Source organism: Jannaschia sp. L-14R, assembly GCF_056857695.1.
The window spans coordinates 401,751-416,402 of record NZ_JBSXNP010000010.1; the positions used below are offsets into that span (position 1 = coordinate 401,751).

At 60.4% G+C, this 14,652-nt stretch carries 12 protein-coding genes; 4 read left to right on the forward strand and 8 right to left on the reverse strand.

Annotation, left to right across the window (positions count from 1 at the left end; genetic code table 11):
* Positions 1 to 24: 24 nt before the first annotated feature.
* The gene (locus AC13C2_RS10325; protein ID WP_092761589.1) at positions 25 to 1,236 is read left to right on the forward strand and encodes an NADP-dependent isocitrate dehydrogenase; all 1,212 of its coding nucleotides are present in this window, start codon (positions 25 to 27) and stop codon (positions 1,234 to 1,236) included.
* A gap of 140 nt (positions 1,237 to 1,376) precedes the next feature.
* On the opposite strand, the gene AC13C2_RS10330 is transcribed toward AC13C2_RS10325, so the two are convergent.
* Complete coding sequence (locus AC13C2_RS10330; protein WP_482886756.1) at positions 1,377 to 1,805, reverse strand: SRPBCC family protein; 429 nt, start codon at positions 1,803 to 1,805, stop codon at positions 1,377 to 1,379.
* Positions 1,806 to 2,190: 385 nt separating this feature from the next.
* On the opposite strand from AC13C2_RS10330, the gene AC13C2_RS10335 reads away from it, so the two are divergent.
* The gene (locus tag AC13C2_RS10335) at positions 2,191 to 2,835 is read left to right on the forward strand and encodes a YitT family protein (protein WP_092761593.1); all 645 of its coding nucleotides are present in this window, start codon (positions 2,191 to 2,193) and stop codon (positions 2,833 to 2,835) included.
* Positions 2,835 to 3,164 (forward strand): DMT family transporter, encoded by a 330-nt coding sequence (locus AC13C2_RS10340; protein WP_092761595.1) that lies wholly within the window; start codon positions 2,835 to 2,837, stop codon positions 3,162 to 3,164. The genes AC13C2_RS10335 and AC13C2_RS10340 overlap by 1 nt, the downstream gene beginning before the upstream one ends.
* A gap of 44 nt (positions 3,165 to 3,208) precedes the next feature.
* Here the strand turns inward: AC13C2_RS10340 and alaS are convergent, their stop codons facing one another.
* The gene (gene alaS / locus AC13C2_RS10345; RefSeq protein ID WP_482886757.1) at positions 3,209 to 5,857 is read right to left on the reverse strand and encodes an alanine--tRNA ligase; all 2,649 of its coding nucleotides are present in this window, start codon (positions 5,855 to 5,857) and stop codon (positions 3,209 to 3,211) included.
* Positions 5,858 to 6,001: 144 nt separating this feature from the next.
* Positions 6,002 to 7,084 carry a recombinase RecA gene (recA, locus tag AC13C2_RS10350; protein ID WP_092762005.1) on the reverse strand — a complete coding sequence of 361 codons (1,083 nt, stop codon included), beginning with the start codon at positions 7,082 to 7,084 and terminating at the stop codon, positions 6,002 to 6,004.
* 178 nt (positions 7,085 to 7,262) lie between these two features.
* On the opposite strand from recA, the gene AC13C2_RS10355 reads away from it, so the two are divergent.
* On the forward strand, positions 7,263 to 7,841 hold the full coding sequence (locus AC13C2_RS10355) for a gamma-glutamyl kinase (protein WP_482886758.1): 579 nt from the start codon (positions 7,263 to 7,265) through the stop codon (positions 7,839 to 7,841).
* 34 nt (positions 7,842 to 7,875) lie between these two features.
* On the opposite strand, the gene AC13C2_RS10360 is transcribed toward AC13C2_RS10355, so the two are convergent.
* The 5 genes from AC13C2_RS10360 to AC13C2_RS10380 all read right to left on the reverse strand — a co-directional run bounded on the left by AC13C2_RS10360 (position 7,876) and on the right by AC13C2_RS10380 (position 14,561).
* Positions 7,876 to 10,437: an ATP-binding protein gene (locus AC13C2_RS10360; RefSeq protein ID WP_175495805.1), complete on the reverse strand. Its 2,562-nt coding sequence runs from the start codon at positions 10,435 to 10,437 to the stop codon at positions 7,876 to 7,878.
* 213 nt (positions 10,438 to 10,650) lie between these two features.
* Complete coding sequence (locus tag AC13C2_RS10365; protein ID WP_482886759.1) at positions 10,651 to 11,823, reverse strand: RsmB/NOP family class I SAM-dependent RNA methyltransferase; 1,173 nt, start codon at positions 11,821 to 11,823, stop codon at positions 10,651 to 10,653.
* 36 nt (positions 11,824 to 11,859) lie between these two features.
* Positions 11,860 to 13,305 carry an IMP dehydrogenase gene (gene guaB / locus AC13C2_RS10370; protein ID WP_339640999.1) on the reverse strand — a complete coding sequence of 482 codons (1,446 nt, stop codon included), beginning with the start codon at positions 13,303 to 13,305 and terminating at the stop codon, positions 11,860 to 11,862.
* A gap of 70 nt (positions 13,306 to 13,375) precedes the next feature.
* Positions 13,376 to 13,549, reverse strand: coding sequence for a hypothetical protein (locus AC13C2_RS10375; protein ID WP_474521881.1), 174 nt, complete (start codon positions 13,547 to 13,549; stop codon positions 13,376 to 13,378).
* A gap of 175 nt (positions 13,550 to 13,724) precedes the next feature.
* Positions 13,725 to 14,561, reverse strand: coding sequence for a universal stress protein (locus AC13C2_RS10380; RefSeq protein ID WP_339640997.1), 837 nt, complete (start codon positions 14,559 to 14,561; stop codon positions 13,725 to 13,727).
* Positions 14,562 to 14,652 lie beyond the last annotated feature (91 nt).

Sequence of the window (14,652 nt, forward strand, 5' to 3'; positions counted from 1 at the left end):
AACATGTTCCAGCCGGAGGCCCCCATGTCCAGGATCAAGGTAGATAATCCCGTCGTCGAGCTCGACGGGGACGAAATGACGCGCATCATCTGGCAGTTCATCAAGGACAAGCTGATCCTGCCGTATCTCGACATCGACCTGCTGTATTACGATCTGGGCATCGAGGCGCGGGACGAGACGGACGACCAGATCACCATCGATGCCGCCGAGAAGATCAAGGAAATCGGCGTCGGCGTGAAATGCGCCACGATCACACCGGACGAAGGCCGGGTCGAGGAATTCGGCCTCAAGCGCATGTATCGCAGCCCCAACGGCACGATCCGCAACATCCTCGGCGGCGTCATATTCCGCGAGCCGATCATCTGCTCGAACGTGCCGCGTCTGGTGCCGGGCTGGACCCAGCCGATCGTTGTCGGTCGCCATGCCTTCGGCGACCAGTATCGCGCCACAGACTTCCTGTTCCCCGGCAAGGGGAAGCTGACCATGAAATTCGAAGGCGAGGACGGCGAGGTCATCGAACGCGAGGTGTTCGACGCACCATCCTCCGGCGTCGCCATGGCGATGTACAACCTCGACGAGTCGATCCGCGATTTCGCCCGCGCCTCGCTGAACTATGGTCTGGGCCGCAAGTTTCCGGTCTATCTTTCGACCAAGAACACGATCCTCAAGGCCTATGACGGGCGCTTCAAGGATATCTTTCAGCAGATTTTTGAGGAAGAGTTCGAAGCCGGTTTCAAGAAGGCCGGCATCACCTATGAACACCGCCTGATCGACGACATGGTCGCCGCTGCAATGAAATGGTCGGGCGGCTATGTCTGGGCCTGCAAGAACTACGACGGCGACGTGCAGTCCGACACTGTGGCCCAGGGCTTCGGCTCATTGGGTCTCATGACGTCGCAGCTGATGACCCCCGATGGCAAGATCGTCGAGGCCGAGGCCGCGCATGGCACCGTCACCCGGCACTACCGTCAGCACCAGGCCGGCAAGGAAACCTCGACCAACTCCATCGCGTCGATCTTCGCCTGGACCGGCGGCCTCAGGCATCGCGCCAAGCTGGACGACAATGCGCAGTTGACGGCCTTCGCCGAAACTCTTGAGAAAGTCGTCGTCGGGACCGTTGAATCCGGTTATATGACCAAGGACCTGGCCCTGCTGGTTGGCCCCGATCAAAAATGGCTGACTACGATTGGTTTCCTTGAAAAAATCGCTGAAAATCTCGACGCGGCTTTGACCTGAGTGGCGAAGCGAGGAGTTTCTCCTCGCGCTCCTCAGAGTATTTGCAGAACAAAGACGGGACGCGCCCAACGTCCAAGCCCCTTACCGGATGTGTTGTTGGTCGCGCCGCGATACGTCGCGACCATTTGGTTCGTGTTTTGCTACGCGCTCAGATGCGCCTTCAACCGATCCAGGTCCGCTTGCACCAAAGCGGCGTCACCTGCGAGGCGGTCGTCGTCCCATCCGTCCTGTCGGAAGAGGATGAAGCTCAAGATGCTCGCGTCCCCGTCGGGAACAACCCGTATCGGGTTGAAGAACTTCGCTCCGTCGGGAAGGCGGCCCCAATGGTCGAGAACTCCCAAGTCGTTGCGCGGTGCGAACTCGATCGCAACAGGGCCTTCCTCGGTCTCGGCGACCCATCCTTTTTCGTTCGCCGATACCGCCTTGGCAAAATTTGGCGCCCAAGCGGGGAGGTTCCGTGGGTCAGAGGCGAAGTCGTAGACTTTATCGGCTGTCGCCTGAATCTCGACAAGAATGATCTTGCACCGGGATCGGGAGCCTTCGGGAGTCGCGGGTGTCTGCTGCCACATGGTGGTGCCCTTTCTATCGTCCCATGCACTGCACATGGGACTGAATAGTCGCGGGCCGCTACGGTCATAACGGAAGGACCCGCGGATGCGGGGGCCGGGCTAACCTTCCCGACCTAACCTGTTCTAGACGCGGTCAGCTTGCTTCCGCGCCGACAAGCCGTCAAGGGGAAGCGGCACTCCGCCCCGCACAGCTGACCTCGGCGCAAGCTACGCTCTCGCAGAATTATGCGGGTGAGGGAGCTGATACTGCCCCTGCTCTACGTGCATTCCGTGCACGCGGCGCAACACTTCTGGTAAGGGGCTTGCCCAACGCCGTGCGCCCTTTTTCGTCAGACCGTTGAGACCGCTGCTGGACAGCCCGATCCGTGACAAATAGGTCCGTGGAATGGCCCGCTCTTCTCCACCTCCCGACAGCCGCGAACCCCATCGCCCGTCCCCCCTCCGGCACACGATGCTGGAGGACGCGCAGGCCTTCGTTCTGGGCACGACGCTCTGCGCGCTGGGTGTGCAGTTCCTGACTGCCGCCGGTCTGGTCACTGGACAGACGGCGGGCGCGGCGGTGCTGTTGTCCTATATGGGCGGCTGGAGCTTCGGCGTCTGGTTCTTCCTGCTCAACTTGCCATTCTACGGTCTGGGTTGGGTCCGCATGGGCCCGCGCTTCGTCGTCAAGACGGTGATTGCCGTGACTATGGTTTCTGTCCTGACGCGCCTGATGCCCCTTGTCGTCACCTTCGAGGCATTGAACCCCTGGGCCGCATCGGCCCTGTCGGGCGCGGTGATCGGCATGGGATTGATTGTGATCTTCCGACATGGTGCATCGCTGGGGGGGATTGGCATCCTTGCCCTTTGGGTGCAGGAGCGGTTCGGCATACAGGCCGGCTGGGTCCAACTCGGGTTCGACGCCTTGCTGTTCGCGCTGGCCTTCGCCCTGCTTGACCCGTGGTTGGTTGCCGCATCCCTTTCAGGAGCCGTCGTCGTGAACCTGATCATCGCCACCAATCATCGTCGCGACCGCTACGTGGGGCGCTGATGCACTGGCTCTGGCTCATCCTGGCTATCGCATTCGAGACGGTGGGCACGACCGCGCTCAAAGCGTCCGACGGGTTCACCCGCCTCTGGCCGTCGGTCGTGACGTTGACCTGTTTCGTGACGGCGCTGTTTCTCCTGTCGCTGGTTCTCAGGACGCTTCCGGTCGGGGTGACCTATGCGATCTGGTCCGGCGTCGGGATCGTTATGATCGCCATGATCGGCTGGATCGTTTTCGGCCAGCGGTTGGATGCCCCTGCGATCATCGGCATGGGTCTGATCGTTGCCGGCATCGTCATCATGCAATTGTTCTCATCGACCACCGGGCACTGAGGCATAGCGGGTGATACGCAGATAATACCAACGTCATCCCCGCATCATACCTTCGATAACGCCTCCCGAACCGCCGACAATGCAGCATCGGCCTGAGCGATATTCGAGCCCCCGCCCTGTGCCATCTCAGGACGTCCGCCACCACCGCGACCGCCAAGCGCCTCGACCGCGGTTTTTACCAGATCGACCGCGGACACCCGCTCCGTCAGGTCCCTGGTGACGCCCACTCCCACCGCAGGCTTGGCCCCCGTATCCGCAATATAAGCGATCACACCGGACCCGAGCGCCGCCTTCTGCGCATCGATCATCGGTCCGAGATCCTTGCCCGAGACGCCGGAAACAACTTGAAGAACGGCCTTCATGCCATTGATTTCAATTGCCTCTGCACCCTCGCCCATCGACAGCTCTCGTCGTAGCTGTGCGACTTCATTTTGCAATGCCTTGCGTTCGTCCATCAAAGCCTTGACCCTTGTGCCAACCTCATCGGGCTGCGCCTTCAACAGATTGGCCAGTTCCGACATACGGCGGTCCTGCGCCTGCAGGTGGTCCATTGCCGCCTGTCCGGTCAGCGCCTCGATACGGCGCACGCCCGCGCTGACAGCCTGATCGCCCAGCGTAACAAACGCCCCGATTTCGCCGGTATTGCGAACATGTGTGCCCCCGCACAGTTCGATCGAGTAGGTCCGCTTATCGCTGCCTTTGCCGGTGTCATCCCTCGACCCCATCGAAACAACGCGGACTTCGTCGCCGTATTTCTCACCGAACAAGGCCTGCGCACCCAGATCGCGGGCGGCATCCGGCTCCATGATCCGGGTCGAAACTTCGGAGTTCTGGCGGATGAACGAATTCACCTCGGCTTCGATCTGAGCAAGTTGCTCCGCTGTGACGGCGTGCCCGTGACTGAAATCAAAGCGCAGACGATCTGAATCATTCAGCGATCCACGCTGAGCGACATGATCGCCAAGGGCTCTGCGCAATGCCTCGTGCAGCAGGTGCGTCGCCGAATGGTTCGCCCGGATCGAACTTCGACGGGCATTGTCGACCGTCAGTTCCGCAGATTGACCCGGCCTGATCTCGCCTTCGTCGACCTGCGCGATATGCATGAAAACGCCTGCGGATTTCCGCGTGTCAGTAATGGTTGCGCGCCCGGTTTCCGTTTTCAGGACGCCTGCATCGCCGATCTGACCACCTGATTCAGCGTAAAACGGCGTCTGATTGACCACGATGCTGACCGCATCACCGGCGCGCGCCACATCAACCGCCGCCCCATCCGAGACGAGGGCAAGCACCTGACCTTCGGCGACTTCTGTGTCGTAGCCCAGGAACTCCGTCGTTCCGTACCTGTCCGCCAGGTCGAACCAGATCGCCGCATCCGCCTGTTCGCCCGAGCCGGACCAAGCAGCCCGCGCCCGCGTCTTTTGCTCGGCCATAGCCAAGTCGAATCCATCGCTGTCGACAGACAGACCCTTTTCGCGCAGGGCATCCTGCGTCAGGTCCAGAGGAAACCCGTATGTGTCGTAGAGTTTGAATGCCGACGCACCGTCCAGGACGCCTCCTTCGGGCAGCGCCTGGACCTGATCCTCAAGAAGCCGCAACCCCCGATCCAGCGTTGTGCGAAACCGCTCCTCCTCGCCGCGCAATGTCTCCTCGATCATTGACTGCGCGCGCGTCAATTCAGAATAATGCTGTCCCATCTGCGTGACCAGCGCGGGCACCAGACGATGCATCAACGGATCCTTCGCGCCTGCCTGATGCGCATGCCGCATGGCGCGCCGCATGATCCTGCGAAGAACATAGCCGCGCCCCTCGTTCGACGGCATCACGCCATCGGCGATCAGGAACGACGTTGACCGCAGGTGGTCGGCAATAACCCTGTGATGCACATTTTCAGGGCCATCGGGATCGGTCGACGTGGCCTGGGCCGACGCTTCGATCAGGGCGCGCATCAGGTCGGTGTCGTAGTTGTCATGCTTGCCCTGCAGCAGCGCGCCTATCCGCTCCAACCCCATTCCGGTGTCGATCGACTGCATGTCGAGGGGGCGCATCGTGCCATCCTCAAACTGCTCGTTCTGCATGAAGACGAGGTTCCATATCTCGATGAAACGATCGCCGTCTTCGTCCGGACTGCCCGGCGGACCACCCGGAATATGCTCGCCGTGATCGTAGAAAATCTCGGTGCAGGGTCCGCAAGGCCCCGTCGGCCCCATACGCCAGAAGTTGTCGTCGGTAGCAATGCGGATGATCCGCTCATCCGGCAGGCCCGCGACCTTCTTCCAGATCGCCGCGGCTTCGTCATCCGTATGATAGACCGTGACCAGCAGGCGGTTCGGATCTATGCCGAACTCCCTGGTCAACAACTCCCACGCGAAATGGATCGCATCGGATTTGAAGTAATCTCCAAAACTGAAATTGCCCAGCATTTCGAAGAACGTATGATGGCGCGCGGTATAGCCGACGTTATCCAGATCGTTGTGTTTGCCACCAGCGCGAACGCATTTCTGGCTGCTCGTCGCGCGATCGTAACTGCGGCTTTCGACGCCGGTGAAGACGTTCTTAAACTGGACCATCCCTGAATTGACGAACATCAGCGTAGGATCGTTGCGCGGCACAAGCGGCGAACTGGCAACCTTTTCATGACCGTTCTTGGCGAAATAATCCAGGAATGTCGTGCGGATGTCATTCAAGCTGGCCATGATCTTCCCTCTGGTACCTTGCGTGTCCGTCCTAGCCTTGGCCCATCCTGTCGACAAGCCAATCCCAATCCCGCGTGTGGAAAGGGCCGCCCTTTCGGACGGCCCTTCCCTGATCACACCACCCGGCGGGACATTCCAGTACCATCAATCGTCGAGGATCTCGTCCCGGATCTCGGTCTTGTCCGCTTCGCCCATTTGAAAATCCAGTCCGTGCGCCGCGCGGATCTTGTCTTCGATTTCGGTAGCAATCGACGGATTGTCTTTGAGAAACTGCTTGGAATTCTCACGTCCCTGCCCGATCCGGTCATCGCCGTAACTGTACCAGGCACCGGATTTCTCAACCACACCGGCCTTGACGCCCAGATCGATCAACTCGCCGGTCTTGGATATTCCCTCGCCATACATGATGTCGAATTCGACGACCTTGAATGGTGGCGCGACCTTGTTCTTGACCACCTTTACCTTGGTGGTGTTGCCAACAATTTCGTCCCGGTCCTTTACAGCACCGATCCGGCGGATATCCAGGCGGACAGATGCATAGAATTTCAATGCGTTGCCACCCGTTGTCGTCTCCGGTGAGCCGAACATGACACCGATCTTCATCCGGATCTGGTTGATGAAGATGACCATGCATTTGGATCGGTTAATCGATCCGGTCAGTTTCCGCATCGCCTGACTCATCAAGCGCGCATGTACGCCGACCGAGCTGTCGCCCATGTCGCCCTCGAGTTCGGATTTCGGTATTAAAGCGGCCACCGAGTCGACCACCACCATACTCACCGCGCCCGAACGGACCAAGGTATCGACAATCTCTAGTGCTTGTTCGCCCGTGTCAGGCTGCGAAATCAACAATTCGTTCAGATCGACGCCAAGCTTCTTGGCATATTGTGGGTCAAGCGCATGTTCCGCATCGACGAATGCACAGACACCGCCGTTCTTTTGCTCTTCCGCGACTGCGTGCAGGGTCAGCGTCGTCTTGCCGGAGCTTTCCGGGCCATAGATTTCGATGATCCGGCCCTTCGGCAGACCGCCGATACCAAGCGCGATATCGAGGCCGAGCGACCCCGTCGACGTCGCTTCGATGTCGGGCATCTGGTTCTGCCCGCCCAATTTCATAATGGACCCCTTACCGAACTGACGTTCGATTTGGGCCAAGGCGCTGTCGAGCGCCTTCTGCTTGTCCGCGCTACGTTTGTCAGCCATGTCGAGTAGGTTCGCCGTTGCCATGATTTCGGCCCTTGTTGCATGCTGCCGCAGGCGCGGCAATCTGGTTATCGTTCACGTCTTGTTCCCTGAATGATATGGAACATATACGGAACAGTTACAAGCCCTTTGGACTTGCCCCATCGTGGCGACACAGGGTTAAAGAAGCGTTACCGGCAATTTTGCCAACCCGGAGGACGAGATGCTCATATTCTGGAAGGCCAGGCTGGCAATTCTTGCGGTGCCCAAAACCGGGACGACGGCGTTGGAGTTAGCACTTGCTCCGCATGCTGACGCAGCAATACTCAATCCACCGGGTCTGAAGCATTGCACTGTAAAAAAGTATCGCCGGGAATTGGCCGGTTTCTTCGAACAAAAGGGGAAGCGTCCGCTCGAGTTGCTGGCAGTGATGCGCGAACCCGTGTCTTGGCTCGGTAGCTGGTATCGCTATCGGTCGCGGCCGGGCCTGTCCGGACAACCCAACTCGACGGCAGGAATAAGTTTCGACAGTTTCGTCGCCTCCTATCTAGCCGATCCGCAGCCACCTTTCGCTCGCGTCGGATCGCAAGCACAGTTTCTGGACGGTGGCGTGGACCATCTGTTTCGTCACGGCGACACCGATGAGCTGCTACGCTTTCTAGAAGGCCGCATCGGGATGAAAATCGACCTCGAAAAAACGAATGTCTCGCCCGGAGGAGATCTCGATCTGTCTGACGAAATGCATTCAAGATTGAAGAACGAACGCATCAAAGACTTCGATATCTGGGATGGAATCGGCTAGGATACGCGATGGAAAAAACCCGACCCAAAAGCTATTACAAAAGCGCGCGTTCGACCGTCCGCGTCAGATCCGAGAGCGAGAAGGGTTTGGGCAAAAATACGGAATTGGGGACTGGGACGCTGGTTTCGGACAGTGCATCCTGAGTATATCCGGACATGAAAACAGTTCGCACATCCGGCCTCATCTTCATCGCCTCGCGTACCCAGCTGGGTCCATCCAGTCCGGGCATCATTACGTCCGTGACGAAGAGATCGACCAGAAGGTTGCGATCTGACAATTGTGCTAGTGCGGATTCGGCGTCTTCCGCCTCCATCACCTCATATCCGCGCAATCGTAACGCCCGGGACGCAAAGGCGCGAACGGGGGCCTCATCCTCGACAAGGAGAACAACCGGCTTGGTGGGCTGAAGATCGCACTTGTCGACATCGGATGAGACCTTGGACTCTGCCTGTTTGCCAGCAAATGGCAACGTCTTCGGCTCGTCGACAGCATCAGGTGGTGTCGGGTGCGACAACGGATCAGATCGTGAAGTTTCCAGAACGCCGCGCAGCATGGCCGACATTTCGCCTTCCCCCTCCGCCGGTTTCGGGGCATCGACGACTTCCCCATCGAATGCGCTATCGCTTATGGTGGATATGGAACCATCAGGGTCGTTTCCAACTTCGCCATCGTCCCTCGCCCCATCCGAGCTATGGTGGGTGGATGTCTTAATGGTTTGAGTAAGATCGGAAACAGGCTCGGGGACAGGCAGTTGGTCGAGTGCGCGGTCAACCGGTGCGGCGGTCGCGTCAGGGAGGTCTGGCGCTTCGACAAGTTCCGCTTCGGCGGCATCGGTCAGCGCCGGAAAATACAGGCTGAAACGGGTGCCCTGCCCCGGCGTGCTGTCGGCAAAAATGTAACCGCCCGATTGCTTGACGATCCCGTAGGCCATGCTCAGCCCCAGGCCTGTTCCTTCGCCGGGACGTTTGGTCGTGAAAAACGGCTCGAAAATGCGGGAAAGGTTATCGATTGTTATACCGGTTCCCTCATCCGTCACGCTGACGATTACATATTGACCCGATGGAACGGAGACTCGATCCCTTAACAGCGGAGCAGGAAGATATCTGCACTCCGTCTCGATCAGGATCTCGCCGCCGTCTGGCATCGCATCACGCGCATTGACCACGAGGTTCATCAGAACCTGTTCAAGTTGCCGCCTGTCTCCCCGGATCGGAATCAGCGCAGGATCGTGCTCAAGCCGCAGAATTACGCGATCGCCGACCAAGCGGTTCAGCAAATGCGCAAGATCTCCCAGCGTATCCCGAAGGTCGATAGGACGCATCTCCAGCGTCTGCTTGCGGGAAAATGCCAGCAGCTGACCGACCAGAGCGGCTGCGCGATTGGCGTTTTGCGTGATCTGAGTCAGATCTGCGTGATCCTCATCGCCTTCGCCATGCCGCAACATGAGAAGGTCGCAATGACCCGATATGGCGGTCAGCAGATTGTTGAAATCATGAGCGACGCCGCCGGCCAGCTGACCGATCGCCTGCATTTTCTGGCTTTGGACGAATTGCGCTTCCAGAGTCTTGAGTTCGGTCGCATCGTTGAGAACCGCCAGAAGCCCACCTTCGCCATCGCCAAGCGGACGACCGAGCGTGATCTGAAGATAGGTCTCGACCTCGGCACCGGTCACGCGGACGACCTCGGCGCGGTAAAGACCGCGACCGGCCGCCGCTTCGCTGACCCATTCGCGGACACTGCGGCCCAATCCCTCGACCAACGCTGCAAGCCTGCTTTCGGTCCCCGTGTTCGTCGCAGGCAGGAGTTCACGGGCCTGCCGGTTCGCAAAGGCCACCCGCCCGCTGCTGTCCAACCGCAACAGCGCGACCGGCAGAGCATCGAGCGCGACCTGACCATCCGTACTATCGCCGGAGGGCAGAACGAAAACCTCTTGCCGACCGTTCACAGGCGCGGACAAAACGACCCGCACGCTTTCAGCGCCATTCTTGGCAACAAGGCGGTTCAGTCCGCCGTTGACCAACGGAACTTCTTCGAACAGGTCGCGCAAACGTTTGACCCGACGGCCAGCGGCAGTGCGGAGAACTTCGTTCATATAAAGAATCGTGCCGGAGGGTCCGAATGTCAGCATCGGAAGGCCGATACCGTCCGCAGACCGGGGTGGCCGATCGACCAGATCCTCCAGTCGCCAGAGATGCCCGCCCGGAATCCGGTGGACTGCAACGCGAACATGACCTCTTCGGGTCACGACATCTTCGCGCGCAGCTTTCTCGTCTATGGCGGCACTGCGCAGCCGGTGCACCACAGCATCGGGATTGGCGAAGAGCGGTTCGAGCGCGCGAGTCATTGTGCCGCCGTCCTGAACGCCGAACCGCTCCGTCGCAGCGCGGTTCTGCGCGAAAATTGCCCCGATCTCGTCCGTGCAGAAGCCGGGCGCGCTGTCATATTCGAGAAATTCCATCACGATCCGAAGTCGGCGATGCGATATCCATGCCATGATCCATGTCGCGACATGCAGTGCGGCGACGATTGTAGTCAATGCCATCGCTGCCGTGAGAAACAGCGCATTCGGCATCGCGCCAGCTGAAACGAATGCCATCGCAACTGCGCCCACTGCAACAACGAGAAGGACAATCGATCCGGTGCGAAGCCTTCGTAGGAGTATTGTCGTCTCGCCCAAGCCCTCGCCTCCGGACCGATCCCCGCAAGGAGCGGTCACCCTAGAATCGTTCTCACGCTTTTTATGGCCGCAAAAGTATTAAGACGCTCTTAACGACACCGCCCGATCCATAGCATGATCGTGATCCGACCCCTAGCTTTCACGCTTGAGAAGACAAACGTGAAAGCCGTCGTGACCACCGTCGACTGGCAGGCTGGACCATTGGTCACCAATGGCGACATCACGATGGCGGTTCAGCGCTGACACCGCACGATCGGCATTTTCGCGCGCCAGAATGGAACAGGTCATGTAGGCGATCCATCCTCCCGGGCGCGTCAGGGCGATCGCCCGGTCCAGGATGGCGTCCTGCGTTTGCGTCAGCTCGGTCAGGCGGGCCTCGGTCAGTCGCCATTTGGCGTCGGGTGCACGGCGCCAGCTGCCGCTACCGGAACAGGGAACATCCGCGACCACACCATCGAAGGGCGCTGCACCTTCCGGGGCCGTGATCTGACTGATCCGCGCACCGGCACGTGCGGTGCGGGCGGGCAGATCGCGCATCCGGGCCGGATCCGCGTCATGGGTGAAAACCTGTTCCGGACCCCTTGCTGCAAGGGCAAGTGCCTTACCTCCGCCGCCGGCACAGAGATCCAGTATCCGCGCATCAGGCGATACCGGGATGCGGTCAACAAGGGCCTGAGACCCGGCGTCCTGTAACTCCCATAAACCGTCCCTGAACGACGGCAGAGCGGTCAGACCACGCGGTGTGCCGGTAAGGCGGATAGCCGTGGGCGACGCCGCGTCCGGTTCGGCTGCCACGCCTTCCTCGGATAATTTCGCGAGCAGGTCCTGCCGCGTGATACGGGCAATGTTGGCGCGCAGAAAGACTGGCGCGCGGGTACGCAGGGCAAGGGCCACATGCTCGGCGGCACTGCCCAGATCGGCGCGCAGGATCGGCAAAAGCCAATCGGGCATATCGAGGCGGACGGCATCGGGTGCGGGGCCAAGATCGACAGGCGGAGATATCGGCTCCGGCGCATGGCCTTGTCCATTGAAAATGGACTTAACGTCAACGTCTTCACCGATCAAACGCCCTGCCATGATCGCGCGCGCGATACCTGGCGCAATCTCCGCCTCTCCGCCAATCCAGGCCGATGACCGCAATGTGCGAAGCGCGTCGAATACGTGGTCCCGAACCGCCGCGCGGTCCTTCGACCCGGCGTAGCGACTGCCGCGCGCCCAGACCGTCAGCTCCCGCTCGGCCGCGCCACCGTCGAGGATACGGTCCAATATCTCGATTGCGGCCTGAACGCGCGCGCCGGGGGTCACGCGCTATACCTTGGGTCAGTCATGTCAGGCCGCCTCTCAGGAGCGATAGTTCGGGCTTTCCCGGGTGATCTGGACATCATGGACATGGCTTTCCTTCAGCCCGGCGCCGGTAATCTTGACGAAGGTACAACCGCCCCGCATCTCGGCCACCGTAGCACATCCGGTGTAGCCCATGGCCGCACGCAAACCGCCGACCAACTGATGCACCACCGCTCCGGCACTGCCCTTGTAGGGCACCTGCCCCTCGATCCCTTCGGGCACCAGTTTGTCCGACGCCGCGTCTTTCTGAAAATACCGATCCGCCGAGCCGCGCGCCATCGCACCCAGCGACCCCATTCCACGATATGATTTGAACGTCCGACCCTGATACAAAACTACTTCGCCGGGCGATTCATCCGTGCCCGCGATCATGCTGCCAACCATGGCGCAGGATGCGCCGGCGGCTATGGCCTTGGCGAAATCGCCGGAAAACTTGATACCGCCATCCGCGATCACCGGCACGTCGCCTGCGACCGCGGCGGCATCCATGATGGCGGTCAGTTGCGGCACGCCGACACCCGCGACAATGCGGGTGGTGCAGATCGATCCCGGCCCGATGCCGACCTTGACCGCATCCGCGCCCGCGTCGATCAGGGCGCGCGTGCCGTCAGCCGTAGCAACATTGCCCGCGACGACCTGCACCTTGTTGGACAGTCGCTTGATACGGTCGACGGCGATGCCGACGCCTTCGGAATGACCGTGCGCGGTGTCGACCACGATCAGGTCGCAGCCGGCATCTATCAACGCCTCGGACCGTTCGAACCCGGCATCGCCGACAGTTGTCGCGGCAGCAACGCGCAAACGGCCCAGAGAATCCTTGCACGCCTGCGGGTTCAGCACCGCCTGTTCGATATCCTTGATCGTCAAAAGGCCAGTCAAATGGCCCTTCTCGTTAACTACGAGCAGCTTCTCGATACGGCGGGCCTGCATCATCGAACGCGCCGCATTCAGGTCGGCGGGTTCGCGCAGGATTGCCAGATTGTCGGCGGTCATCATCGTCGACACCGGTGTCGAGTCATCGACAGCAAACCGCATGTCACGGTTGGTCACAATACCCAGCACGCGGCCCTTGTCATCGACGACGGGAAAACCGGTGACGCGATATTTTTCCTGTAAGGCCTTGGCATCGGCCAGTGTCTGATCGGGACGCAAGGTAATGGGGTTGTAGACGACGCCACTTTCGAACCGCTTGACCCTGCGCACTTCCTGCTGCTGGTCGTCGAGGTCCAGATTGCGATGAATCACGCCCATGCCGCCCGCCTGCGCCATGGCGATGGCCATGCGCGCCTCTGTCACGGTATCCATTGCGGACGACAGTAGCGGGATGTTCAGGGCAATAGATTTAGTGACGAACGTGCGTGTATCCGCAGTGCCGGGCAGCACCTTGCTGGCACCGGGAACAAGCAGAACGTCATCGAAGGTCAGGGCCTCGCGAATCTCCATCGGGGGTCTCCGTTGGCGGGTATCGGTTGGCGCTTTCCTGTTTCACGGGCGGGGGCCGAGGGCAAGTCCGTCAGTCGTGACGGTGACCCATTCGCTTCTTGATCTTCGGCACGAACACGCGCTTCAGAAAATCGGGACGCATCAAGAGGGTCATCCCACTGAAACCAATACCCATCAACCCCAAACGGGCCGTCAGTGTCATTGCGTCAGGCATAGCCTTGAGGTCGAAGCCGACGGCCAACACCTCATACTCGATCTTAAGAAGATGACCCCGGTCTATCTTTCCAGTTGTGAATTAAGTTTGACATCCGACGTCACTCTGAAGTCGGGAGGGCACAACTTCTTCTGATGACAAACGGCCCCTCGTAGTGATGCGGCAGCCTTTCGCTGTTCTGCGAGAGGCTGCCATTCGTCAAAAATCAAAGCGGCGGCGCGATCAGCACGTCGCAGGGCGCATTCAGCGCCACGTCCTCGGCCGTCGACCCAAGAAGGATACGGGCCAGCCCGGTGCGCGCGTGTCGCCCCATCGCCAGAAGGTCGGCGCCATGCTCCGCCGCGTATCGGCGCAGAACATGCCCCGCCGGCCCTATGATCACATCCGTCGCGGGCGGCGTGCCGTCCTGCACCATCTCCATTGCCGCGCGCTGCAGTTTCGACCGCAGACGATCGAGGGCTTCCGGCGGAATCGTCCCGCCCGTCTCGAACCCATAGGGCGTGCCAGCAACCGGGTCCTGCCACGCATGGATCAGCGTCATCGCGGCCGATGGCGCGAAATCCTGCACTGCTTTCGCTGCAGCCTCGCCGGCCGGGGAAAAATCCCAGCCGATCGTAACGGCTTCATATGTACCCTCCGGTCGGCCAACGGCGACGAGAACCGGCACATCGACACTGCGCAACAGCCGCGACAGCGTTGGTGCGCCGAAGACATCCGCCAGGCCCCGACGCCGATGGCTGCCGACAACCAAAAGGTCGATATCCCGTTCGCGCATCAATTTGGGCAAAAGGCTATCGAGATGGCCGGCCTCTACGTCCAGGGACGGTGACAGGTCGGCGAGCGCGGGATTTTCGGCCACCATGGCCGACAGCGTCGCCTCCACCTCCGTGGTCTGGGCAAGCAACATCGCACCGGGCAAGTCTTCATCTATGACGTGAATAATGTGCAGCGCGGCCCCCGTGTCGCGGGCCAGATGTGCGGCGCGCAGCACGGCGCGGTCAGACCGCGCGCTTAGATCGGTAGCGGCAAGAATTGTTTTCATCGGAACCTCCTGTTCGATGGGATGGCTACACCCTGCGGCTTTCGACTCGCCGGACGCCTTGACGTGGAACAAACCCGCCGCCAAAAGCGCC